The sequence below is a fragment of the Pseudomonas sp. KNUC1026 genome (genome assembly GCF_021650705.1).
Lineage (GTDB): Bacteria > Pseudomonadota > Gammaproteobacteria > Pseudomonadales > Pseudomonadaceae > Aquipseudomonas.
Map to the genome: position 1 here is coordinate 3,415,773 of NZ_CP087138.1, position 17,906 is coordinate 3,433,678.

The following is a 17,906-nucleotide window of genomic DNA, read 5'->3' on the forward strand; positions in this document are numbered from 1 at the left end:
AAGCTTCTAGCCGCAAGCTCCAAGCTCCAAGCTCCAAGCTCCAAGCTCCAGGCTTAAGCCCGCTTGGAGCTTGAGGCTCGCAGCTTCTTTATTGCGCCAGCTTGAAGGTGATGAAGCTGGCACGGCCCTGGCGAACCACGCGCATCGACACCGAGCGGTTCTTCGGCAGCGCCTTGGCGACATCGGTGAACTGCTTGGCCGAGGTAACGGCCTGGTTGTTCAGGTGAGTGATGACATCGCCTGGCTGCAGGCCGATGAGCGCGGCAGGGCCGTCCTGAACGTCCTTGATCAGCACGCCATTTTGCACGTCGAGCTGTTTTTTCTGATCGGCGGTCAGTTCGGAGACCGAAACGCCCAGGCGATTGCTGTCTCGCTGAATCTCGCCATCAGGGCCGGCGCTGGCGCCTTCGTCACCGTCTTCATCCGGCAAAGCGCCCACCGTCGCCTCGATGGTGCGGTGCTTGCCTTCACGGACCACGTCCAGGCTGGCCTTGGCACCGGCCTTCAGGCCTCCGACCAGATGAGGCAGGTCGGCCGACATGCTGATTGGCTGGCCATTGAGGCTGAGGATCACATCACCTACCTGCAGGCCCGCCTTGGCGGCCGGGCCGTCGGGCATTACCTGGGCGACCAGCGCACCGGCAGGCTTGTCGAGGCCGAAGGATTCGGCCAGGTCACGGTTGACCTCTTGGATGACTACACCCAGCCAGCCGCGGTTGACCTTGCCGGTTTTCTTGATCTGATCGGCCACATCCAGCGCAACATCGATCGGGATGGCGAAGGAGAGCCCCATGAAGCCGCCCGAGCGCGTGAAGATCTGCGAGTTGATGCCCACCACCTCGCCATTCATGTTGAACAGCGGGCCGCCAGAGTTGCCGGGGTTGATAGCGACGTCGGTCTGGATGAACGGCACGTAGGAGTCGTTGGGCAGGGTGCGGCCCTTGGCGCTGACGATGCCTTTGGTCACGGAATGGTCGAAACCGAAGGGTGAGCCGATGGCCAGTACCCATTCACCGACCTTGAGCTTATCGGAATCGCCCAGTTTGACGGTAGGCAGGTCCTTGCCGTCGATCTTGAGCAGGGCCACGTCGGTGCGCGGATCGGTGCCGACCAGCTTGGCCTTGAGCTCGCTGCGGTCGGACAGGCGAACGACGATCTCGTCAGCGTCCTGGATTACGTGGTTGTTGGTCAGCACATAGCCATCGGGGGAAATGATGAAACCCGAGCCCAGCGACTGTGCCTCGCGCTGGCGGTCGCCACGGGGCGAGCGGTTGCGCGGCATGTTGCGTTCGAAGAACTCCCGGAACATCGGCGGCAAGCCTTCGAGGTCTGGCATCTGGCTGGAGGCTACGCCGCGATCAGGCAGCTTTTGCGTGGTACTGATGTTGACCACCGCTGGGGAGGCCTGCTCGACGAGCGTGGTGAAATCCGGAAGCGCCTCGGCGTGAGCGGTGGACAGCTGGCCCAGCATCAGCACGGCGGCGAACAGTGAAAGGTAGTGTTTCATGCGAGGTATCGACATACGGCTCCCGTGCACACGAGCGTGATTGAGCGTCGGGGCCGCGGCCCCGCACGCATTGACCTAAAAAACAGGAGAGTTTGCAACAATAGCTTCGCACCTTTCATTTGGTGTTTTGCAACATGAAATGAATTTAAGGCCACGAAGCCCCGCCAGGGCCTGGCAATCATTGCCGCGCCTGAGCCTCGAGCGGGTGCATGGACAGCGCAATGCGCTCGGCGGTGCCCAATGGCACTTCGCCGACCACTGTCACCATCACATCGCCCTTGGGCGTAGGTTGCCGGCGGGAGACGGCGGCGGTCGGCCCCAGCTGCGTGCGAGCATCATTCGCCTCGCCCTCCACCGGCTCCAGGAACACCGACACGCGGGCCAGGCCATCGCTGTAGAGCAGATGGGTAACCGGCACGTGGCTGCCCGCCTCACGCCGGACGTTGCTAGCCGTCAACTCGAACCCGGCCGGCAACCAGTCGGGGCGCCAGCCCAGCGACGCTGCGGTGGCCACCTGCGCTGCAGGGGGCGAACCGCCCGGGAGCGCCGTGCAGTCGGCGCTGGGTGACAAGTCTTCGGCACTTGGCGGGCGCGGGTCGAAACGGGTGTACTGGAAGCGCTCGAGCAATTGGCCTCGCTCGTTGAGCAGCAATGACTTCAGGGGCAAACCGGTCTGCTGATCGAGATGCAGCTCGAAGGCGTAGCGGTTGGGGTCGCGCGGCGTGAGAGTGATGATCACGGCCGGACGGCCGGCCACGCGTGAGTAACCGGCAACCTTGAGGTCATACCAGCTCATCAGTGTAAGAGGGTCGGAGAGCGCACTTGAGGTGTCGGGCGAGGTGTTGACACCCTGCAACAGGTTGCCGCTGATACAGCGGGTTGCCCCGCCTACACGCAGCACTTCCTGCGCCGAGCCGTCGAGTTGAAGGATGCGCTCGGTCACACCTGCCGGGGAGGCACGGTGCCAGATATCGTGGGTAGAAAAACTGCCGCTTCGCTCGTAGACGAAGGTACCTTGGTAACTCTGCTTAAGCTCGGCCTGGTCCAGCCGTTCGAGCCATTGCGAGGCATCGGTCGCTGCCTGGGCACTGAGCACCAGGCAGCTTGCGATCAACAAACCAGAGAGAGGAGGCAGCGCGCGCAAGGCTGATCCTTAGCGGTTTTCCGTGCTCGCAGCGCGGGCGTACGGCAGGGCGGACTCCGCACCCTTCATGGCAGCTTCCTGAGCGTGCTGGCGCAGGTAGCCCGGCATTTTCTCGCCTTGCCAGCCGGCCTGGTTCTGCAGCGCACCGTTGCTCATCGGGCCTTTGGCAGGCTCGGCGCTCTCGGTGTAGTTGGCCAGTACCGCAGGCCCCTGGGCCTGAGGCGCCACAACCGACGGTTGAGCCGATTGCTGTTGAGCCAGTTGCGCACCGTTGATTTCGTCCTGGTTGTACAGCCGAACACCGGCCAGTACCGCAAAGGTCACCGAAGCAGCGACGGCCATGCGGCCCAGGCTGCGCCAGCGGCGCGGCGCCGACTTGGCAGGCTCAGCTTCATCAGCCAGCGCAGCGGACACGGCAACGGCCAGGTCCAGGCGCGGGTTGAGCAACTCTTTGTGCATTGCAGCGCGGGCGATCTGATAGCGCGACCAAGTGGCGCGGGTTTCTTGATCGTCGATAGCGTTCAATACACGACGTAATTCCAATTCGTCCGCTTCGTTATCCATCACCGCGGACAGCGATTCCTGCAATGCTTCACGACTCATAGCGGTTCCTCTCTTGGCTGTCGCCGCTGTCTCAGGTTTCCTGCAGCAAGGGCTGCAAGGCTTTGTCGATGGCTTCCCGAGCGCGGAAAATCCGAGAACGCACGGTACCCACCGGACACTGCATCACACTGGCAATGTCCTCGTAACTCAAACCGTCGAACTCACGCAGCGTCAACGCCGTACGCAGGTCCTCGGGCAGCTGCTGGATGGTGCGATGGACAGTGCCTTCGATCTCATCCCGCAACAACGACCGCTCCGGAGACTCGAGATCTTTCAGGCCATGGTCGCCGTCGTAGAACTCCGCATCCTCAGAACTTACATCGCTATCCGGAGGCCTGCGTCCACGAGACACCAGATAGTTCTTCGCCGTGTTGATGGCGATACGGTAAAGCCACGTGTAGAACGCGCTGTCACCGCGGAAGTTGCCCAGCGCTCTGTACGCCTTGATGAACGCTTCCTGCGCGACGTCCTGAGCCTCATGGGTATCGTGCACAAAACGCACGATCAACCCGAGTATCTTGTGCTGATACTTCAGCACCAACAGATCGAACGCTCTGCGGTCGCCGCGCTGCACGCGCTCGACCAGCTGCTGATCTTCTTCCTGGGTTAGCATGAACACTCCTCGTTGTGCTCGCTGGAGCACTGCAAAGGCCGCGTATCAAGCTTGCAAACATAGACTCGGGCTTTTCGCAAAAGTTCTCCCCTCCAGCAAGTTTCCGTCGCCGCCACTGCGAGGCTGCACGGAAAACGCAGCACCGCATTCGGCGGCCTGCGCTCTGTCTTTATAGTGACGCTCCACCCCGCACTGAAGCTGATCGCGGGGCGGGCGCTGCGTCCGTTCGATAGCGCAACCCACTATGGATTGCGATGCCTCAAAAAAGTTCCGACACCTTTGTAGCCAATTTCCTACACCGCAAGTGCGATACCCAGCCTGTGGCCAGCGGTTTTAAAGTGGCGGCGCAAGGGGCGGCACTGCTATAAAGGGCCGCATTTTGCGGGGCCCCTTGATTCCACGGTGCCACTAGGGCGCGGGCCCGTATTCTGCCGTCAGCTTGCCTGGCAAGCCAGTGCCAATTCGCCAAGGTGTGGTGCCTGTCAATAAGAAGCTGCCTAATTCATACGGCGGCCCTACGGAACACGAGCATGAGCCAACATTTGCAATTCGATGTGCTGATCATCGGCAGCGGCGCTGCCGGCTTGAGCGTGGCCCTGACCCTCCCCGACCACCTGCGTGTGGCGGTGCTGAGCAAAGGCGACCTGGCCAACGGCTCCACCTATCGCGCCCAGGGTGGTGTAGCTGCGGTGCTGGATGACCGCGACACGGTCGACTCCCATGTGCAGGACACGCTGGTGGCAGGCGGCGGGCTGTGCAACGAAGCCGCTGTGCGTTTTACCGTCGAGCACAGCCGCGAGGCCATCGAATGGCTGATCGCCCAAGGTGTGCCCTTTACCCGCGACGAAGACACCGCCCCGCAAGAGCGCCATTTCGAATTCCACCTGACCCGCGAAGGCGGCCATAGCCAACGGCGCATCATCCATGCCGCCGACGCTACCGGCGCTGCGATCTTCGACACCCTGCTGGCGCGCGCTCGGCAACGCCGCAACATCTGCCTGTTGGAGCAACGCGTGGCGGTGGACCTGATCACCGCGCCCCGCCTGGGCCTGGAAGGCGAGCGCTGCCTGGGCGCCTACGTGCTGGACCGCGCCAGTGGCCAGGTCGATACCCTGGCTGCGCGCTTCACCGTGCTCGCCACCGGTGGCGCGGCGAAGGTTTACCTTTACACCAGCAACCCGGACAGCGCCTGTGGCGACGGCATCGCCATGGCGTGGCGGGCAGGCTGCCGGGTCGGCAACCTGGAGTTCAACCAGTTCCACCCCACCTGCCTGTATCACCCTCAAGCCAAGAATTTTTTGATCACCGAAGCACTGCGCGGTGAAGGCGCCGTGCTGCGCCTGCCCAATGGCGAGCGCTTCATGCCGCGCTTCGACGCCCGCGAAGAGCTCGCGCCACGGGACGTGGTGGCCCGCGCCATTGACCACGAGATGAAACGCCTGGGGCTGGACTGCGTGTACCTGGACATCACCCACAAGAGCCCCGAGTTCATCAAGGGGCACTTCCCCATGGTGTACGAACGCTGCCTGGGTTTCGGCATCGACATCACCTGCCAGCCGATTCCGGTGGTGCCGGCGGCGCACTACACCTGCGGCGGCGTGCTGGTCGACGCTGATGGCCGCACCGACGTGCCTGGCCTGTATGCGGTGGGCGAAACCAGTTTCACCGGCCTGCACGGCGCCAATCGCATGGCCAGCAACTCACTGCTGGAATGTTTCGTCTATGCACGCTCCGCCGCGCTGCACATCGAGCATCACCTGCCAGAGGTGCCACCACCCCCTGCCCTGCCCGGCTGGGATGCAAGCCAGGTCACCGATTCGGACGAAGACGTGATCATCGCCCACAACTGGGATGAACTGCGGCGCTTCATGTGGGACTACGTGGGCATCGTGCGCACCACCAAGCGCCTGCAACGGGCCGCGCACCGGGTGAAGTTGCTGCTGGATGAGATCGATGAGTTCTACAGCAACTACAAGGTCAGCCGCGACCTGATCGAACTGCGCAACCTGGCTTGCGTGGCAGACCTGATGATTCGCTCGGCGTTGCAGCGCAAGGAGTCGAGGGGGTTGCACTATATGCTCGACTACCCCCAGCAACTTCCCCAGGCCTGCGACACGGTACTGATCCCTGGTTAACCGTCACACACCCCGGGTCACGCCGCCATCGACCTTGATGTTCTGCCCGGTGATATAGGCAGCACCTTCGCTGGCCAGAAATGCAATCGTGGCAGCGATTTCGTCGCTGTGGCCATAGCGCCCCAGCGGCACGCTGTCGCGGCGCTGCTCAGTGGCGGGCAGGCTGTCGATCCAGCCGGGCAATACGTTGTTGATGCGGATGTTGTCCTTGGCGTAGGTGTCGGCAAAAATCTTGCTGAACGCCGCCAGGCCGCTGCGAAACACCGCTGAGGTGGGGAACAGGTCGACCGGCTCGAACGCCCAGGCGGTGGAGATATTGATGATCGCGCCGCCGCCCTGGCGCTGCATGATCGGCGTGACCAGCCGCGCCGGGCGGATCACGTTGAGCAGGTAGGTTTCCATGCCCAGGTGCCAGTCTTCGTCGGTGATGTCCAGAATCGGCGCGCGCGGGCCGTGGCCCGCGCTGTTGACCAGCACATCCACCCGCCCCCATCTGGCCATCACCTCATCCACCAGGCGCTGAAGATCCTCGACCGAACGATTGCTGCCGGTAACACCCACGCCACCGAGTTCACCGGCCAGCGCCTCGCCCTTGCCCGACGATGACAGCACTGCCACCTCGAAACCATCGGCGGCCAGGCGCCGCACCGTTGCAGCCCCCATGCCACTGCCTGCGGCGGTGATGATCGCGACCTTTTTCTCTGCCATGGTTGCCTCCCGAAATTGCATTGGCTGGAATACCGGGCAAGAGCGTAGCAGCGTGCGGCTGTATGCAGAGAGGCAGCCAGGACTGGCTTAAACGATAGAAAAACTACTGCCTTGGGCAGCTTGCTGGCGTAGCCACTGCCTGACCTGCGCCAGTGCCTGGGGCGGGTGAGCCTTGCGCGGCCAGGCGAGATAGAAGTGCTTGTCGATCACCATGGCCTGATCGAATACCTGCACCAGGCGCCCACTGCGCAGGTCTTCGCGCACGAACAGCTCGGTGGCGAGCGCAACGCCCTGCCCGGCCAGTGCCGCCTCGATGGCCAGCGCGGTCTGGTTGAAGCGCAGGTTGCGCGGCGAGGCCTGTGCCTGGCCAAACAGCTGGGCGATATAGCCTGGCCAGAAATGGTGGGCATCGTGCAACAGCACCCACTCTTGCAAGCGTTCAAGGCCAGGCGGCTCTTTGGAAACGGCCAGCAACGCCGGGCTGGCAACAGCGATCACACGCTGCTCGAACAACAGCTCGACCTCGATGCCCGGCCCGAATGGGGGGCTGCCATAGCGCACGGCGATGTCCACGCCATCTGCGTGAAACCGGGACAACCGATCGGTGGCCAGCACCCGCAGGTCGACTCCGGGATGGGCCTGGGTGAAGGCGCCCAGGCGTGGAATCAGCCATTTGGAGGCGAACGTCGGGGTTACGCTGATCGTCAGGCTGGCGGGCTGCGGGCGCAGCGCTTCGGTCGCCTCCTGCAACCTCGCCAGCGCATCGCGCACACCTGCGCTGTAGCGGTGGCCAGGGTCGGTCAGGCCCAGGCCCCGCGGCAATCGGTCGAACAGCTTCACGGCCAGTGAGGCTTCAAGGCTGCGTATCTGTTGCGCCACGGCGGCCTGGGTCACGCCCAACTCGTCGGCGGCCAGGCGAAAATTCAGGTGCCGCGCCACCACCTCGAACACTCGCAGAGCATTGAGGGACGGCAACCCGGCGAACCCTTCAGGCACTGCTCGGCACCGCCCAGCGCCGGCGACCGAAACGCAGGTGTACCCTCAGGCGCCGATGGGCATCGGCAGGCAAACTGTCGGGCATCACGCAGGCGCTGTGTACACGCCCCTGCCCGCCCACTCGATAGCGCACCAGCACCAGGCCGCGCAGGGCGATGGAATCTCGGCACAACTGCACCGGGTGCCAGCCGCGGGCCCGGCTGTACAGCCACCAGCCGCGTGAATCATGGCGCAGGCCGGTGGGTGCCTGCGGATGGGAAAGCAGCACGTGGCGCGGCAAACTCCAGGCGGCGTAGCCGACGCACGCGAGCAGGCTCAAGCCCTTGAGGGGAAACGGCAGGGCCAGGCTCAGGCTGGCCAGCAACGCGAGCGCCAGCAGCAGAAGGCTGGCGTGCAACAGCCGTGGCGAAGGCCGCCAGCGGCAGGTGAACGGCTCACTTGGGCTGGACACGGTCCAGGATCATGCGAACCATGCGTTGCAGCTCAGGGTCGGGCGACTCGCCGCGCTCCATGAACCAGACGAACATGTCCTGGTCTTCGCATTCCAGCAGGCGACGGTAAAGATCGCGGTCGACCTCGTTGAGCTGGGCATACACCTCCTGGACGAACGGCACCAGCAGCACGTCAAGCTCGAGCATGCCGCGGCGGCTGTGCCAGTACAGGCGGTTGAGTTCTACGCTGTCGACCATAGGGCCCTCCTCGGAAAGGCGGGCAGTATAGCGCCGCCAGCCGGCGGCAGCACACCGGCGGCGGCATCGAGCGGTAACATTGTTCATCCGCGGCCGGTAGGTTTTTTGCCCAGCGGGCCGTATCATGGCCGCCAGTCATTACGAGTGCCACGTGTCCATGGCCGATTCCGCTTTCTTCTGCCCGCTGCCTCATGAAGGCGTGCTCGCCGTTCGCGGCTCCGACGCACGCAAGTTCCTTCAAGGCCAGCTGACCTGCAACCTCAACTACCTCGACGAGCACACCGCCGGCCTCGGCGCACGCTGCACGCCCAAGGGGCGCATGCAATCGAGCTTCCGCATCCTGTTGCAAGGCGACGGCTGCCTGCTGGCCATGGCCAGCGAGCTGCTGGCGCCGCAACTGGCGGACCTGAAAAAGTACGCGGTGTTTTCCAAGGCCACCCTCACCGATGAAAGCGCTCAGTGGCAGCGCTACGGCGTGCAGGGTGGTGAAGCTGCACTGGCAGCGCTGGGCCTGGTGCTGGGCGACGGCGAGCATGCCGTCGCGCGTGCAGAGGGGCGCATCGCCGTGCGCGCCAGTGCCGGCCGCACCGAACTCTGGGTGCCGGCCGACCAGGCGAGTGCTACCGCCGAGGTACTGGCCGAGCACCTGGCACAGGGCACGCTCGACGCGTGGCTGCTGGGCCAGGTACGCGCCGGGCTCGGCCAGGTGTTCGAGGCCACCCGCGAGCTGTTCATCCCGCAGATGATCAACCTGCAGGCCGTGGGCGGCGTCAGCTTCAAGAAGGGCTGCTACACAGGCCAGGAAATCGTCGCGCGCATGCAATACCTGGGCAAGCTCAAACGCCGCCAGTATCGCCTGCGCCTGGAGGGCAGCGCCCTGCCTGCACCGGGCACGCCGCTGTTTTCACCGGTACATGCCAGTGCGGTGGGCGAAGTGGTTCTGGCCGCACCGGCAGAAGGCGGCATCGAACTGCTGGGCGTGTTGCAGGCCGACGCCGCCGAAAGCGGTGAAGTGTATCTGGGCGAAGCAGGTGCCAACCCGCTGGTGCTGCTGGGCCTGCCTTACGAACTGGATCGCGACCGCGAAATCCAGCGCTGAGCACTGCGGCAATCCAGCCCTGGGGGCATAGGTTAGAGTTGATGATCATTCCGCTGGCTGAAACGGTTCAAAACGATCTGCTCGAAGCCATCGAGCAGGACACCCTCACCTTGCCCACGCTGCCGGAAGTGGCCCTGGACATTCGCCGCGCCGCCGAGGACAGCGAGATCAGCGTCAGTGCGCTGAGCCGCGTGATCAGCCGCGATACCGCACTCAGCGCGCGGCTGATCAAAGTGGTCAACAGCCCTTTGCTGCGCGGCCACAGCGAAGTGACCAGCCTGCACACCGCCATTACCCGCCTGGGCGTGAACTACACCTCCAACCTCGCCACGGGGTTGGTGATCGAGCAGATCTTCAACGCCCGCTCTCAGGTGGTCGAGCGCAAGATGCGCGATTGCTGGGCCACCAGCGTTGCAGTGGCAGGCCTGGGCTACGAGCTGTGCCGGCGCACTCACAAGCTCAAGCCCGACCAGGCGGCACTGGCCGGCATGGTGCACCTGATCGGTGTGCTGCCCATCCTCACCTACGCCGAAGACCACAACGACCTGCTGTCGGACCCGGTGTGCCTGAACCACATCATCGAAAACATCCATCCGTTGATCGGCAGCAGGATCCTGCGCAGCTGGGAGTTCCCGCGGGCGCTTGCGGATGTGCCGCTGTTCCACCTGGACTGCCAGCGCGAGCAGCCCACCGCCGACTATGCCGACGTGGTGCAGATCGCCTCTCTGCTCAACCGCCCGCTGGAGAGCCGCCCCAGCCTGAACAAGCTGCCGGCCTGGCAGCGCCTGGGCATGGACAACCTCGACCCGCCAATGATGAGCAGCGACGTGCAGGAAGCCAAGGCCCTGCTGGCCTGATCACGGGAACGTCACCCGCACCCGCAAGCCACCTTGGGCGCCATCGTGCAGGCTGATCCGCGCACGGTGAGCGCGGCAGATCTCGCCCACGATCGCCAGGCCCAGCCCAGTGCCTTGGCTGCTGCGCCGGTAGAAGCGCTCGAACACCCGCTCTCGGGCGTCGATGGGGATGCCAGGCCCGTCGTCCTCGACCTCCAGAATGCCTGGTGCCAACACCCTCAGGATCACGTTGCCCCCTGCCGGGGTGTGCGCCAGGGCGTTGTCCAGCAAATTGCTCAGCAGTTCGTGCAGCAGCGTCGCCTCGCCACGTATCTGTACCTGCACCTCAGCTTCCAGTGCCAGAGCGATGCCGCGAGCGTGCGCCAGCGCCGCCATGGCCAGGCCTTGTTCACGGGCCAACTCATCGAGCCGCAGCCACGCCACGCCGCCTTCGGCAATGGCTCGCGCGCCATGCTCCACCCGCGCCAGTGAAAGCAACTGGTTGGCCAGATGGGTGAGCCGGTCGGTCCCTTCGACGCTGTCCTGAAGCGTCGCCCGCCACTGCTCAGGGTCATCGCCACGCAGCCCAAGCTCCATCCGCGCTTCGAGCGCGGCCAGCGGCGTGCGCAGCTCGTGTGCGGCATCGGCGATGAACTGCGACTGGCGTTCGAACTGCTGGCGCAGCCGTTCGGTGAAATGGTCGATGGCCTCCACCAGCGGCTCCAGCTCACGCTGGGCGTCCACTCGTGGCAGCGGCTGCAGGTCGTCCGGCTGGCGTGCCTCGACCGCCGAGCGCAACCGCTCCAGCGGGCGCAAGGCGCCGCTGACGGTGATCCACACCAGCAACACCGCCCCTGCGCCGAGCATGCCCAGGCGCAGCAAGGTGTCGGCCATCAGCGCACGGGCCATGCGCACCCGGGCTTCCTCGGTCTCGGCGACGCGAATCTCCGCCATGCCGATCATGTTCGGCTCGCTCACGGCCTTGAGCAGGCTCACCACACGCACGTTCTGGCCTTGATAGCGGCCGTTGTAGAAGCGTGCCAAGGCTGGGTAGTCGTCGGTGCGGGGGGTGTCGGCGGGCGGTTCAGGGAGGTTTTCGTAGCCGGAAATCAGCCGCCGGTCGATGCCGTTGACCTGGTAGTAGATGCGCCCGGCGCTGTCGTAGGCGAAGGTGTCCAGCGCCACGTAGGGCACGTCCACGCTCAGGCTGCCGTCGCGCTGGGTCAGGTTGGCAGCGATGGTGCGTGCCGAGGCCAGCAGCGTGCGGTCGTAGGCGGTGTCGGCTGCCTCGCGGCCGTTCCAGTAGGCCGACAACCCACTGGCGAACATCAACAGGGTGAGCAGCGCCACCAGATTGCGCAGCAGCCGCCAGCGCAGGCTGCCTGCTTCACGCATCGCGCGCCTCCAGCAGGTAGCCCAGGCCACGGAAGGTCACGATCGCAACCGCCTGCCCCAGCTTCTTGCGCAGCCGGTGCACATAGATCTCGATGGCGTCGGCGCTGGCATCCTCGTCCAGGCCGAACACCTGGCTGGCCAGCTGCTCCTTGCTCATCACCCGCCCCGGCCGGGCGATCAGCGCAGCCAGCACCGCCTGCTCGCGGGAAGTGAGCACCAATGGCTGGCCTTGCAGGATGAACCGCCGGCTATCCACCTCATACACCAGCGGCCCGCAACGCTGGCTGCGCTCGCCGCCGAGCAAGGTACGGCGCAGCAGCGCCTTGACCCGCGCCTCCAGCTCGCTGAGCTCGAAAGGCTTGGCCAGGTAGTCGTCGGCGCCCAGGTTCAGCCCGTGAACGCGATCCTTGACGTCGCTGCGAGCCGTAAGCATCAGCACCGGCAGGTGTTGGCCGCGGTCACGCAGGCGTTGCAGCACCTGAAATCCGTCCAGCCGTGGCAGGCCGACATCGAGCACGGCCATGGCGTAGTCTTCGCTGGCCAAGGCGTGGTCGGCGGCCAGGCCATCGTTGAGCACATCGACAGTCAAACCCTCGCCCTTGAGCATCTGGGCCAGGGTCTCGGCCAGTTGGGGGTGGTCTTCGACCAGCAGCACGCGCATGTTTTTTCTCCGTTTTTATCAGCGGCTCGCTGGGCGAGTTTACCGGGCTGGCGGGCTACGCCAAGCCAGGCAGGCCGGGCATTTCCAAATATTTCAAGTTGAAAGCCTGGTGAAAGGTTGGTCGTTTAGCGTCATGTGACGGTCCCACATGGGCCGGCCGAACCTCACAAAAACAACAAGAGTCGGAGACGTCATGAAGACTTTTTTGCGCCCCCTCGCACTGGCACTCGGCTGCTCGGTGCTGGCCCCCTCACTGATGGCCGCTGAAGAACCCAAACGCCCTGAATGTATCGCCCCGGCCTCCCCAGGCGGCGGGTTCGACCTCACCTGCAAGTTGGCGCAAAGCGCGCTGGTCAACGAAAAGATCCTCAGCAAGCCCATGCGTGTGACTTACATGCCGGGCGGCGTAGGGGCGGTCGCCTATAACGCAGTGGTCGCCCAGCGCCCGGCCGACGCCGGCACACTGGTGGCCTGGTCGAGCGGCTCGCTGCTCAACCTCGCCCAAGGCAAGTTCGGGCGTTTCGATGAGAACGCCGTGCGCTGGCTTGCTGCGGTCGGCACCAGCTATGGCGCGATCGCGGTCAAGAAGGATTCGCCCTACAAGAACCTCGATGACCTGGTCCAGGCCCTGAAGAAAGACCCCGGCAGCATCGTGATCGGCTCCGGCGGCACCGTCGGCAGCCAGGACTGGATGCAGACCGCGCTGGTGGCGAAGGCGGCCGGCATCGACCCGCGCAAGCTGCGCTACGTGGCACTCGAAGGCGGCGGCGAGATCGCCACCGCCCTGCTCGGTGGCCACATCCAGGTAGGCAGCACCGATATCTCCGACTCCATGCCGCATATCGAGAGCGGCGACATGCGCATCCTGGCGGTGTTCTCCGACAAGCGCCTGGACGAACCGGCCATGAAGGACATTCCCACCGCCAAGGAACAGGGCTACGACATCGAGTGGCCCGTGGTACGCGGCTTCTACCTTGGGCCGAAGGTGACCGACGAAGAGTACGCATGGTGGAAAGCGTCCTTCGACAAGCTGCTGGCCTCCGACGAGTTCGCCAAGCTGCGTGACCAGCGCGAGCTGTTCCCCTTTGCCATGACCGGCCCGGAACTGGATGCCTACGTGAAGAAACAGGTGGCCCAGTACAAGTCGCTGGCTCAGGAATTCGGCCTCATCCAGCAGTGACCGCCCCTCGCGCCCGGGCCACCGGGCGCGCCTCTGGAGACACTTCCCATGCTTGTACAACGTGTGTTCGCTGCGGCCATGCTCGCCGTGTGCGCGGCGCTGGCGGTGATGGCCTGGCCATACCAGGCGCCGTTTTCCTATGAGCCGGTCGGCCCGCGCGCCTACCCCTTGCTGATGCTCGGGCTGATGGGCCTGGCGCTGCTTTATCTGTTGATCCGCCCTACCCCCATCGTCCACAGCGAAGATGAGCCACCGCTCGACGCGCCGACGCTGAAGAAGATCGCCGCCTGCATCGTGCTGCTGCTGGTGTTCGCCGGGTTGTTCGAGCCGCTGGGCTTCATCCTCTCGAGTGCCCTGATCGGCATTCCGATGGCCCGCCTGTACGGCGGTAAATGGCTGCCCAGCATCGTGATCGTCGGCGCCATGAGCGTGCTGCTGTACATCCTTTTCGACCGCGTCATGGACGTGCCGCTGCCGCTGGGCGTGCTCAGCGCCCTGGAGAACTGAACATGGACACTCTTGGATACCTGGGCCAGGGCTTCGGCGTGGCCTTGACCCCCTACAACCTGGTGACTGCGCTGAGCGGCACCTTGATCGGCACCGTGGTCGGCCTGCTGCCGGGCCTGGGGCCGATCAATGGCGTGGCGCTGCTGATTCCCATCGCCTTCGCCCTGGGCTTGCCTCCTGAGTCGGCGCTGATCCTGCTGGCGGCGGTGTACCTGGGTTGCGAGTACGGCGGGCGCATCAGCTCGATCCTGCTCAACATTCCTGGCGAAGCCTCCACCGTGATGACCACCCTGGACGGCTACCCCATGGCGCGCCAAGGCCTGGCCGGTGTGGCACTTTCGCTGTCGGCCTGGAGCTCGTTCATCGGTGCCTTGATCGCCACCTGCGGCATGGTGCTGTTTGCCCCGCTGCTAGCCAAATGGGCGATCGCCTTCGGCCCGGCGGAGTACTTCGTGCTGATGGTGTTCGCCATCGTCGCGCTGGCTGGCATGGCCGGCAACCGCCCGCTGAAAACCTTCATCGCCGCGCTGATCGGGCTGTTCCTCTCGGCGGTGGGCATCGATGCCAACAGCGGCGTGTACCGCTTCACCGGTGACAACATCCACCTGGCCGACGGCATTCAGTTCGTGGTGCTGGTGCTGGGGCTGTTCTCGATCAGCGAGATTTTCCTGCTGCTGGAGAAAACCCACCACGGCCACGCGGCGGTCAAGGCCACCGGGCGGATGATGTTCAACCTTAAAGAGGCGGCTTCGGTCGCCACGGTGAACCTGCGCTGCGGCCTGCTGGGCTTCGTGATGGGCGTGCTGCCCGGCGCCGGTGCAACGCTGGCCAGTGCGGTGGCCTACATGACCGAGAAACGCATCGCCGGCGACAGCGGCCGCTTCGGCCAGGGCGATGCCCGCGGCCTGGCAGCCCCTGAGACCGCCATCGGCGCCTCGGCCTGCGGCGCACTGGTGCCGATGCTGACCCTCGGCGTACCCGGCTCGGGCACCACGGCAGTGATGATCGGCGCCCTGACGCTTTACAACATCACTCCCGGCCCGCTGCTGTTCCAGCAACAGCCGGACATCGTCTGGGGCCTGATCGCCTCGCTGTTCATCGCCAACATCATGCTGGTGATCCTGAACATCCCGATGATCCGCATCTTCACCCGCATCCTGGCGGTGCCGAACTGGGCGCTGGTGCCCGTGATCGCGATCATCACCGGCATCGGTGTATACGCGGTGCACGCCACCACCTTCGACCTGTTCCTGATGGTCGGTATCGGCATCTTCGGCTACATCCTGCGCAAGCTCGACTTCCCGCTCTCGCCGCTGTTGCTGGGGTTCATCCTGGGTGGCCTGATGGAGCAGAACCTGCGCCGGGCGCTGTCGATCTCCAATGGCGAGATGAGCATCCTCTGGAGCAGCCCGATCAGCATGGGCGTGTGGGCGCTGGTGGTGGTGATGTTGTCGATGCCGCTGCTGCGCATCTGGCGCAAACGCAGCAAGGCACGCCGCGCGCCGGCCAATGCCTGAACTGCGAAACAGCTGGTACGCAACACCGCTGGTGGGCCTTGCCGGCGGGTGGCTGGCCAGCCTGATAGGCTGGCCACTGCCGTACATGATCGGGGCGTTGCTGGCGGTCATCCTGGTACGCTGCCTCACACCCTGGCAGCTTCAGGAAATTCCTCACGGCCGCAAGGCCGGCCAGTGGGTGGTAGGCATCGGCATTGGCCTGCACTTCACGCCCACCCTGATGGAACAGGTGCTGGCCCATTGGGGGCCAGTGCTGGCAGGAGCATTGATCACCACGGCCTCCAGCGTGCTGGGCGTGTGGCTGATGCTGCGCAGCGGCGAGGACCGGCCAACGGCTTTTTCGCCAGCATGCCTGGCGGCTCTGGCGAGATGGTCAACCTGGGCGCGCGCAATGGCGCCCAACTGGGCCAGGTGGCGGCCGCACAAAGCCTGCGGGTGTTGCTGGTGGTGCTGTGCGTGCCGGCGCTGTTCACATTCCTGCTCGGTGAAGGCACGCCATTGGCGCACGATTTGCCCCTGCGCTGGGGCTGGCTGGCGTTGCTGTTCCCCTTGGGCGGTTTGCTCGCCCTGGCCTGGCAACGCCTGGGCCAACCCAACCCCTGGCTGTTCGGCCCGTTGCTGGTGGCTGCCGCCGCAGGCGTCGCCTTCAACCCACTCACCCGCCTGCCGGAGGGCGCCAGTGCCTTCGGCCAATGGCTGATCGGCAGCGGGCTGGGCTGTCACTTCACGCGCCAGTTCTTTCGCAAGGCGCCGCTGTTCCTGGCTCGCACAATGGTGAGCACGGCACTGACGATGCTGCTCGCTGCGCTGGCCGCCTGGCTGCTGCACGGCCTCACGGGCCTGGACCTGCGCTCATTGACCCTGGGCATGATGCCCGGCGGCATCGCCGAGATCGAGCCTGACCGCCGAAACACTGGCCCTTTCGGTGCCGCTGGTGACGGCGATGCAGGTGATGCGGCTGTTTCTGGTGCTGTTTCTGGCCGAGCCGATCTACCGGCGCTGGGCTCAGGCCAAGGCGCCGGGCTGAGCCGGCAATGCCCAGTCCACTGGCTCACGGCCGTGGTCCTGCAAAAAGCGATTGGCCTGGCTGAAGTGGCCGTTACCGAGAAAACCCCGATAGGCCGACAACGGCGAAGGGTGCGCCGAGGCCAGGATCTTGTGCCGGGTGGTGTCGATCAGCTTGCGCTTGCTCTGGGCATGCGAGCCCCATAACAGGAACACCACCGGCTCGCTCTGCTCGCTGACCAGCTCGATGATGCGGTCGGTGAAGATGTCCCAACCGCGCTTGGCGTGGGATGCCGCCATGCCGCGTTCAACGGTCAGGGTGGTATTGAGCAGCAGCACGCCCTGGTCGGCCCAGTGCTGCAGGCAACCGTGATTGGGGATGGGCACGTTGAGGTCGCGTTGCAGCTCCTTGTAAATGTTCTGCAGGGACGGCGGCACCGCTACGCCCGGCTGCACAGAAAAGCACAGCCCGTGAGCCTGGCCGGGGCCGTGGTACGGGTCCTGGCCAAGGATCACCGCCTTGACCTGCTCGAGCGGCGTGGAGTTGAGCGCGTTGAAGATCAGCGGGCCGGGCGGGTAGACCTGCTTGCCGGCGGCCAGCTCCTGACGCAGGAACGCGCGCAGCTCCGCCATGTAGGGTTTGTCGAACTCGGCGCGAAGGGCCTGCTTCCAGCTGTCTTGCAGTTTGATGCGGTCGTCGTCGGTGGTCATGGGGCTTATTCGCAGAACGGTGCGGGCACGTTAGAAAGCCTGAGGGCAGCTGTCAATCGACAGCCGCCCTCAGAAGCCACCCTGAAACTCAGCGCCAGCCAGGCGGCGGGGGGCCACCGTGCCAACGCGGGCCGCCCGGCGGTGGCGGGCCGCCGTGCCAACCCGGGCCACCCGGTGGCGGGCCGCCACGCCAACCTGAGCCACCCGGCGGGCCCCAGCCAGGGCGTGGGCCACCTGGGCCGCCCCAGTTTGGCGGCGGTGGAGGTGGCGGCCGGTAGTACCCCGGCGCAGGCCTGTAGTAGACGGGGGGCGGCCGGTATAGACGGGTGGCGGCACGTAGTAACGCGGCGCCGGGCGTACGTAGTAGGCGCCGCCATAGTAGGTCGGCGGTGTCGAGTACACACCGGTGGTGTAGACCGTGCTGCTGGTATAGACCGCAGGGCTGTCGTACGCCGGGTCGTATGCACAGCCTGCAAGCGGCAGGCTGAGCAAGAGAATCTTCAACAGTTTTCGATACATGGCGGCCTCCTGAGACCGCTGAACGGGGCGCCGGCAAGTGGAGCACCGGCATAGGCTAAGACCGGCCAATCGTTGCCCAGT

Annotated in this window: 18 protein-coding genes and 1 pseudogene; 7 read left to right on the plus strand and 12 right to left on the minus strand. The window is 65.1% G+C overall.

Features of this window, described 5'->3' with window-relative positions; genetic code table 11:
• Positions 1 to 88: 88 nt before the first annotated feature.
• From LN139_RS15910 to rpoE, 4 genes are all read right to left on the minus strand, one after another.
• Positions 89 to 1,507, minus strand: a complete 1,419-nt coding sequence (locus tag LN139_RS15910) for a DegQ family serine endoprotease (RefSeq protein WP_236355173.1) — start codon at positions 1,505 to 1,507, stop codon at positions 89 to 91.
• 178 nt (positions 1,508 to 1,685) lie between these two features.
• Positions 1,686 to 2,651 (minus strand): MucB/RseB C-terminal domain-containing protein, encoded by a 966-nt coding sequence (locus LN139_RS15915; RefSeq protein WP_236355174.1) that lies wholly within the window; start codon positions 2,649 to 2,651, stop codon positions 1,686 to 1,688.
• Positions 2,652 to 2,660: 9 nt separating this feature from the next.
• A complete protein-coding gene (locus tag LN139_RS15920; protein ID WP_236355175.1) occupies positions 2,661 to 3,254 on the minus strand; it encodes a sigma-E factor negative regulatory protein in 594 nt (197 codons plus the stop codon).
• A 31-nt stretch (positions 3,255 to 3,285) separates the two neighbouring features.
• Entirely contained in the window at positions 3,286 to 3,867 is a 582-nt protein-coding gene (gene rpoE, locus LN139_RS15925) for an RNA polymerase sigma factor RpoE (RefSeq protein WP_003252049.1), read from the minus strand.
• A gap of 530 nt (positions 3,868 to 4,397) precedes the next feature.
• Here rpoE and nadB point away from each other — a divergent pair.
• A complete protein-coding gene (nadB, locus tag LN139_RS15930) occupies positions 4,398 to 6,002 on the plus strand; it encodes an L-aspartate oxidase (RefSeq protein WP_236355176.1) in 1,605 nt (534 codons plus the stop codon).
• Positions 6,003 to 6,005: 3 nt separating this feature from the next.
• Here nadB and LN139_RS15935 read toward each other — a convergent pair whose 3' ends face one another.
• The 4 genes from LN139_RS15935 to LN139_RS15950 form a co-directional block, all read right to left on the minus strand.
• Positions 6,006 to 6,710 carry an SDR family oxidoreductase gene (locus LN139_RS15935; RefSeq protein WP_236355177.1) on the minus strand — a complete coding sequence of 235 codons (705 nt, stop codon included), beginning with the start codon at positions 6,708 to 6,710 and terminating at the stop codon, positions 6,006 to 6,008.
• A gap of 87 nt (positions 6,711 to 6,797) precedes the next feature.
• Positions 6,798 to 7,706 (minus strand): LysR substrate-binding domain-containing protein, encoded by a 909-nt coding sequence (locus LN139_RS15940; protein ID WP_236355178.1) that lies wholly within the window; start codon positions 7,704 to 7,706, stop codon positions 6,798 to 6,800.
• A complete protein-coding gene (locus LN139_RS15945; RefSeq protein WP_236355179.1) occupies positions 7,699 to 8,157 on the minus strand; it encodes a protein YgfX in 459 nt (152 codons plus the stop codon). Before LN139_RS15945 ends, LN139_RS15940 begins: the two co-directional genes overlap by 8 nt.
• Positions 8,141 to 8,395: an FAD assembly factor SdhE gene (locus LN139_RS15950; RefSeq protein WP_236355180.1), complete on the minus strand. Its 255-nt coding sequence runs from the start codon at positions 8,393 to 8,395 to the stop codon at positions 8,141 to 8,143. The genes LN139_RS15945 and LN139_RS15950 overlap by 17 nt, the downstream gene beginning before the upstream one ends.
• Before the next feature lie 157 nt (positions 8,396 to 8,552).
• Between LN139_RS15950 and ygfZ the strand changes: the two genes are divergently transcribed.
• Positions 8,553 to 9,494, plus strand: a complete 942-nt coding sequence (gene ygfZ / locus LN139_RS15955) for a CAF17-like 4Fe-4S cluster assembly/insertion protein YgfZ (protein WP_236355181.1) — start codon at positions 8,553 to 8,555, stop codon at positions 9,492 to 9,494.
• Positions 9,495 to 9,535: 41 nt separating this feature from the next.
• Entirely contained in the window at positions 9,536 to 10,351 is an 816-nt protein-coding gene (locus LN139_RS15960; protein ID WP_442964329.1) for an HDOD domain-containing protein, read from the plus strand.
• On the opposite strand, the gene LN139_RS15965 is transcribed toward LN139_RS15960, so the two are convergent.
• Positions 10,352 to 11,725 carry a sensor histidine kinase gene (locus LN139_RS15965; RefSeq protein WP_236355182.1) on the minus strand — a complete coding sequence of 458 codons (1,374 nt, stop codon included), beginning with the start codon at positions 11,723 to 11,725 and terminating at the stop codon, positions 10,352 to 10,354.
• Positions 11,718 to 12,386, minus strand: a complete 669-nt coding sequence (locus tag LN139_RS15970) for a response regulator (RefSeq protein ID WP_236355183.1) — start codon at positions 12,384 to 12,386, stop codon at positions 11,718 to 11,720. The genes LN139_RS15965 and LN139_RS15970 overlap by 8 nt, the downstream gene beginning before the upstream one ends.
• Before the next feature lie 193 nt (positions 12,387 to 12,579).
• Between LN139_RS15970 and LN139_RS15975 the strand changes: the two genes are divergently transcribed.
• The 4 genes and pseudogenes from LN139_RS15975 (at position 12,580) to LN139_RS15990 (ending at position 16,617) form a co-directional block, all read left to right on the plus strand.
• Positions 12,580 to 13,566 carry a Bug family tripartite tricarboxylate transporter substrate binding protein gene (locus LN139_RS15975; protein WP_236355184.1) on the plus strand — a complete coding sequence of 329 codons (987 nt, stop codon included), beginning with the start codon at positions 12,580 to 12,582 and terminating at the stop codon, positions 13,564 to 13,566.
• Between the two features lie 48 nt (positions 13,567 to 13,614).
• Complete coding sequence (locus LN139_RS15980; protein ID WP_236355185.1) at positions 13,615 to 14,073, plus strand: tripartite tricarboxylate transporter TctB family protein; 459 nt, start codon at positions 13,615 to 13,617, stop codon at positions 14,071 to 14,073.
• Positions 14,074 to 14,075: 2 nt separating this feature from the next.
• A complete protein-coding gene (locus LN139_RS15985; RefSeq protein ID WP_236355186.1) occupies positions 14,076 to 15,590 on the plus strand; it encodes a tripartite tricarboxylate transporter permease in 1,515 nt (504 codons plus the stop codon).
• A pseudogene (locus LN139_RS15990) lies at positions 15,583 to 16,617 on the plus strand (AbrB family transcriptional regulator). Before LN139_RS15985 ends, LN139_RS15990 begins: the two are co-directional and overlap by 8 nt.
• Here LN139_RS15990 and ung read toward each other — a convergent pair.
• Together ung and LN139_RS16000 are read right to left on the minus strand one after the other, a co-directional pair.
• Complete coding sequence (gene ung, locus LN139_RS15995; protein ID WP_236355187.1) at positions 16,596 to 17,306, minus strand: uracil-DNA glycosylase; 711 nt, start codon at positions 17,304 to 17,306, stop codon at positions 16,596 to 16,598. The pseudogene LN139_RS15990 and the gene ung overlap by 22 nt on opposite strands.
• A gap of 69 nt (positions 17,307 to 17,375) precedes the next feature.
• On the minus strand, positions 17,376 to 17,825 hold the full coding sequence (locus tag LN139_RS16000; protein ID WP_236355188.1) for a hypothetical protein: 450 nt from the start codon (positions 17,823 to 17,825) through the stop codon (positions 17,376 to 17,378).
• Positions 17,826 to 17,906: the final 81 nt, after the last annotated feature.

Coding starts and splice junctions, on each gene's coding strand:
- ung (WP_236355187.1), bottom strand. CDS start 17,306: ATGACCACCGACGACGACCGCATCAAACTGCAAGACAGCTGGAAGCAG.
- ygfZ (WP_236355181.1), top strand. CDS start 8,553: ATGGCCGATTCCGCTTTCTTCTGCCCGCTGCCTCATGAAGGCGTGCTC.
- LN139_RS15960 (WP_442964329.1), top strand. CDS start 9,536: ATGATCATTCCGCTGGCTGAAACGGTTCAAAACGATCTGCTCGAAGCC.
- LN139_RS15935 (WP_236355177.1), bottom strand. CDS start 6,710: ATGGCAGAGAAAAAGGTCGCGATCATCACCGCCGCAGGCAGTGGCATG.
- LN139_RS16000 (WP_236355188.1), bottom strand. CDS start 17,825: ATGTATCGAAAACTGTTGAAGATTCTCTTGCTCAGCCTGCCGCTTGCA.
- LN139_RS15950 (WP_236355180.1), bottom strand. CDS start 8,395: ATGGTCGACAGCGTAGAACTCAACCGCCTGTACTGGCACAGCCGCCGC.
- nadB (WP_236355176.1), top strand. CDS start 4,398: ATGAGCCAACATTTGCAATTCGATGTGCTGATCATCGGCAGCGGCGCT.
- LN139_RS15965 (WP_236355182.1), bottom strand. CDS start 11,725: ATGCGTGAAGCAGGCAGCCTGCGCTGGCGGCTGCTGCGCAATCTGGTG.
- LN139_RS15910 (WP_236355173.1), bottom strand. CDS start 1,507: ATGAAACACTACCTTTCACTGTTCGCCGCCGTGCTGATGCTGGGCCAG.
- LN139_RS15920 (WP_236355175.1), bottom strand. CDS start 3,254: ATGAGTCGTGAAGCATTGCAGGAATCGCTGTCCGCGGTGATGGATAAC.
- LN139_RS15970 (WP_236355183.1), bottom strand. CDS start 12,386: ATGCGCGTGCTGCTGGTCGAAGACCACCCCCAACTGGCCGAGACCCTG.
- LN139_RS15980 (WP_236355185.1), top strand. CDS start 13,615: ATGCTTGTACAACGTGTGTTCGCTGCGGCCATGCTCGCCGTGTGCGCG.
- LN139_RS15985 (WP_236355186.1), top strand. CDS start 14,076: ATGGACACTCTTGGATACCTGGGCCAGGGCTTCGGCGTGGCCTTGACC.
- rpoE (WP_003252049.1), bottom strand. CDS start 3,867: ATGCTAACCCAGGAAGAAGATCAGCAGCTGGTCGAGCGCGTGCAGCGC.
- LN139_RS15975 (WP_236355184.1), top strand. CDS start 12,580: ATGAAGACTTTTTTGCGCCCCCTCGCACTGGCACTCGGCTGCTCGGTG.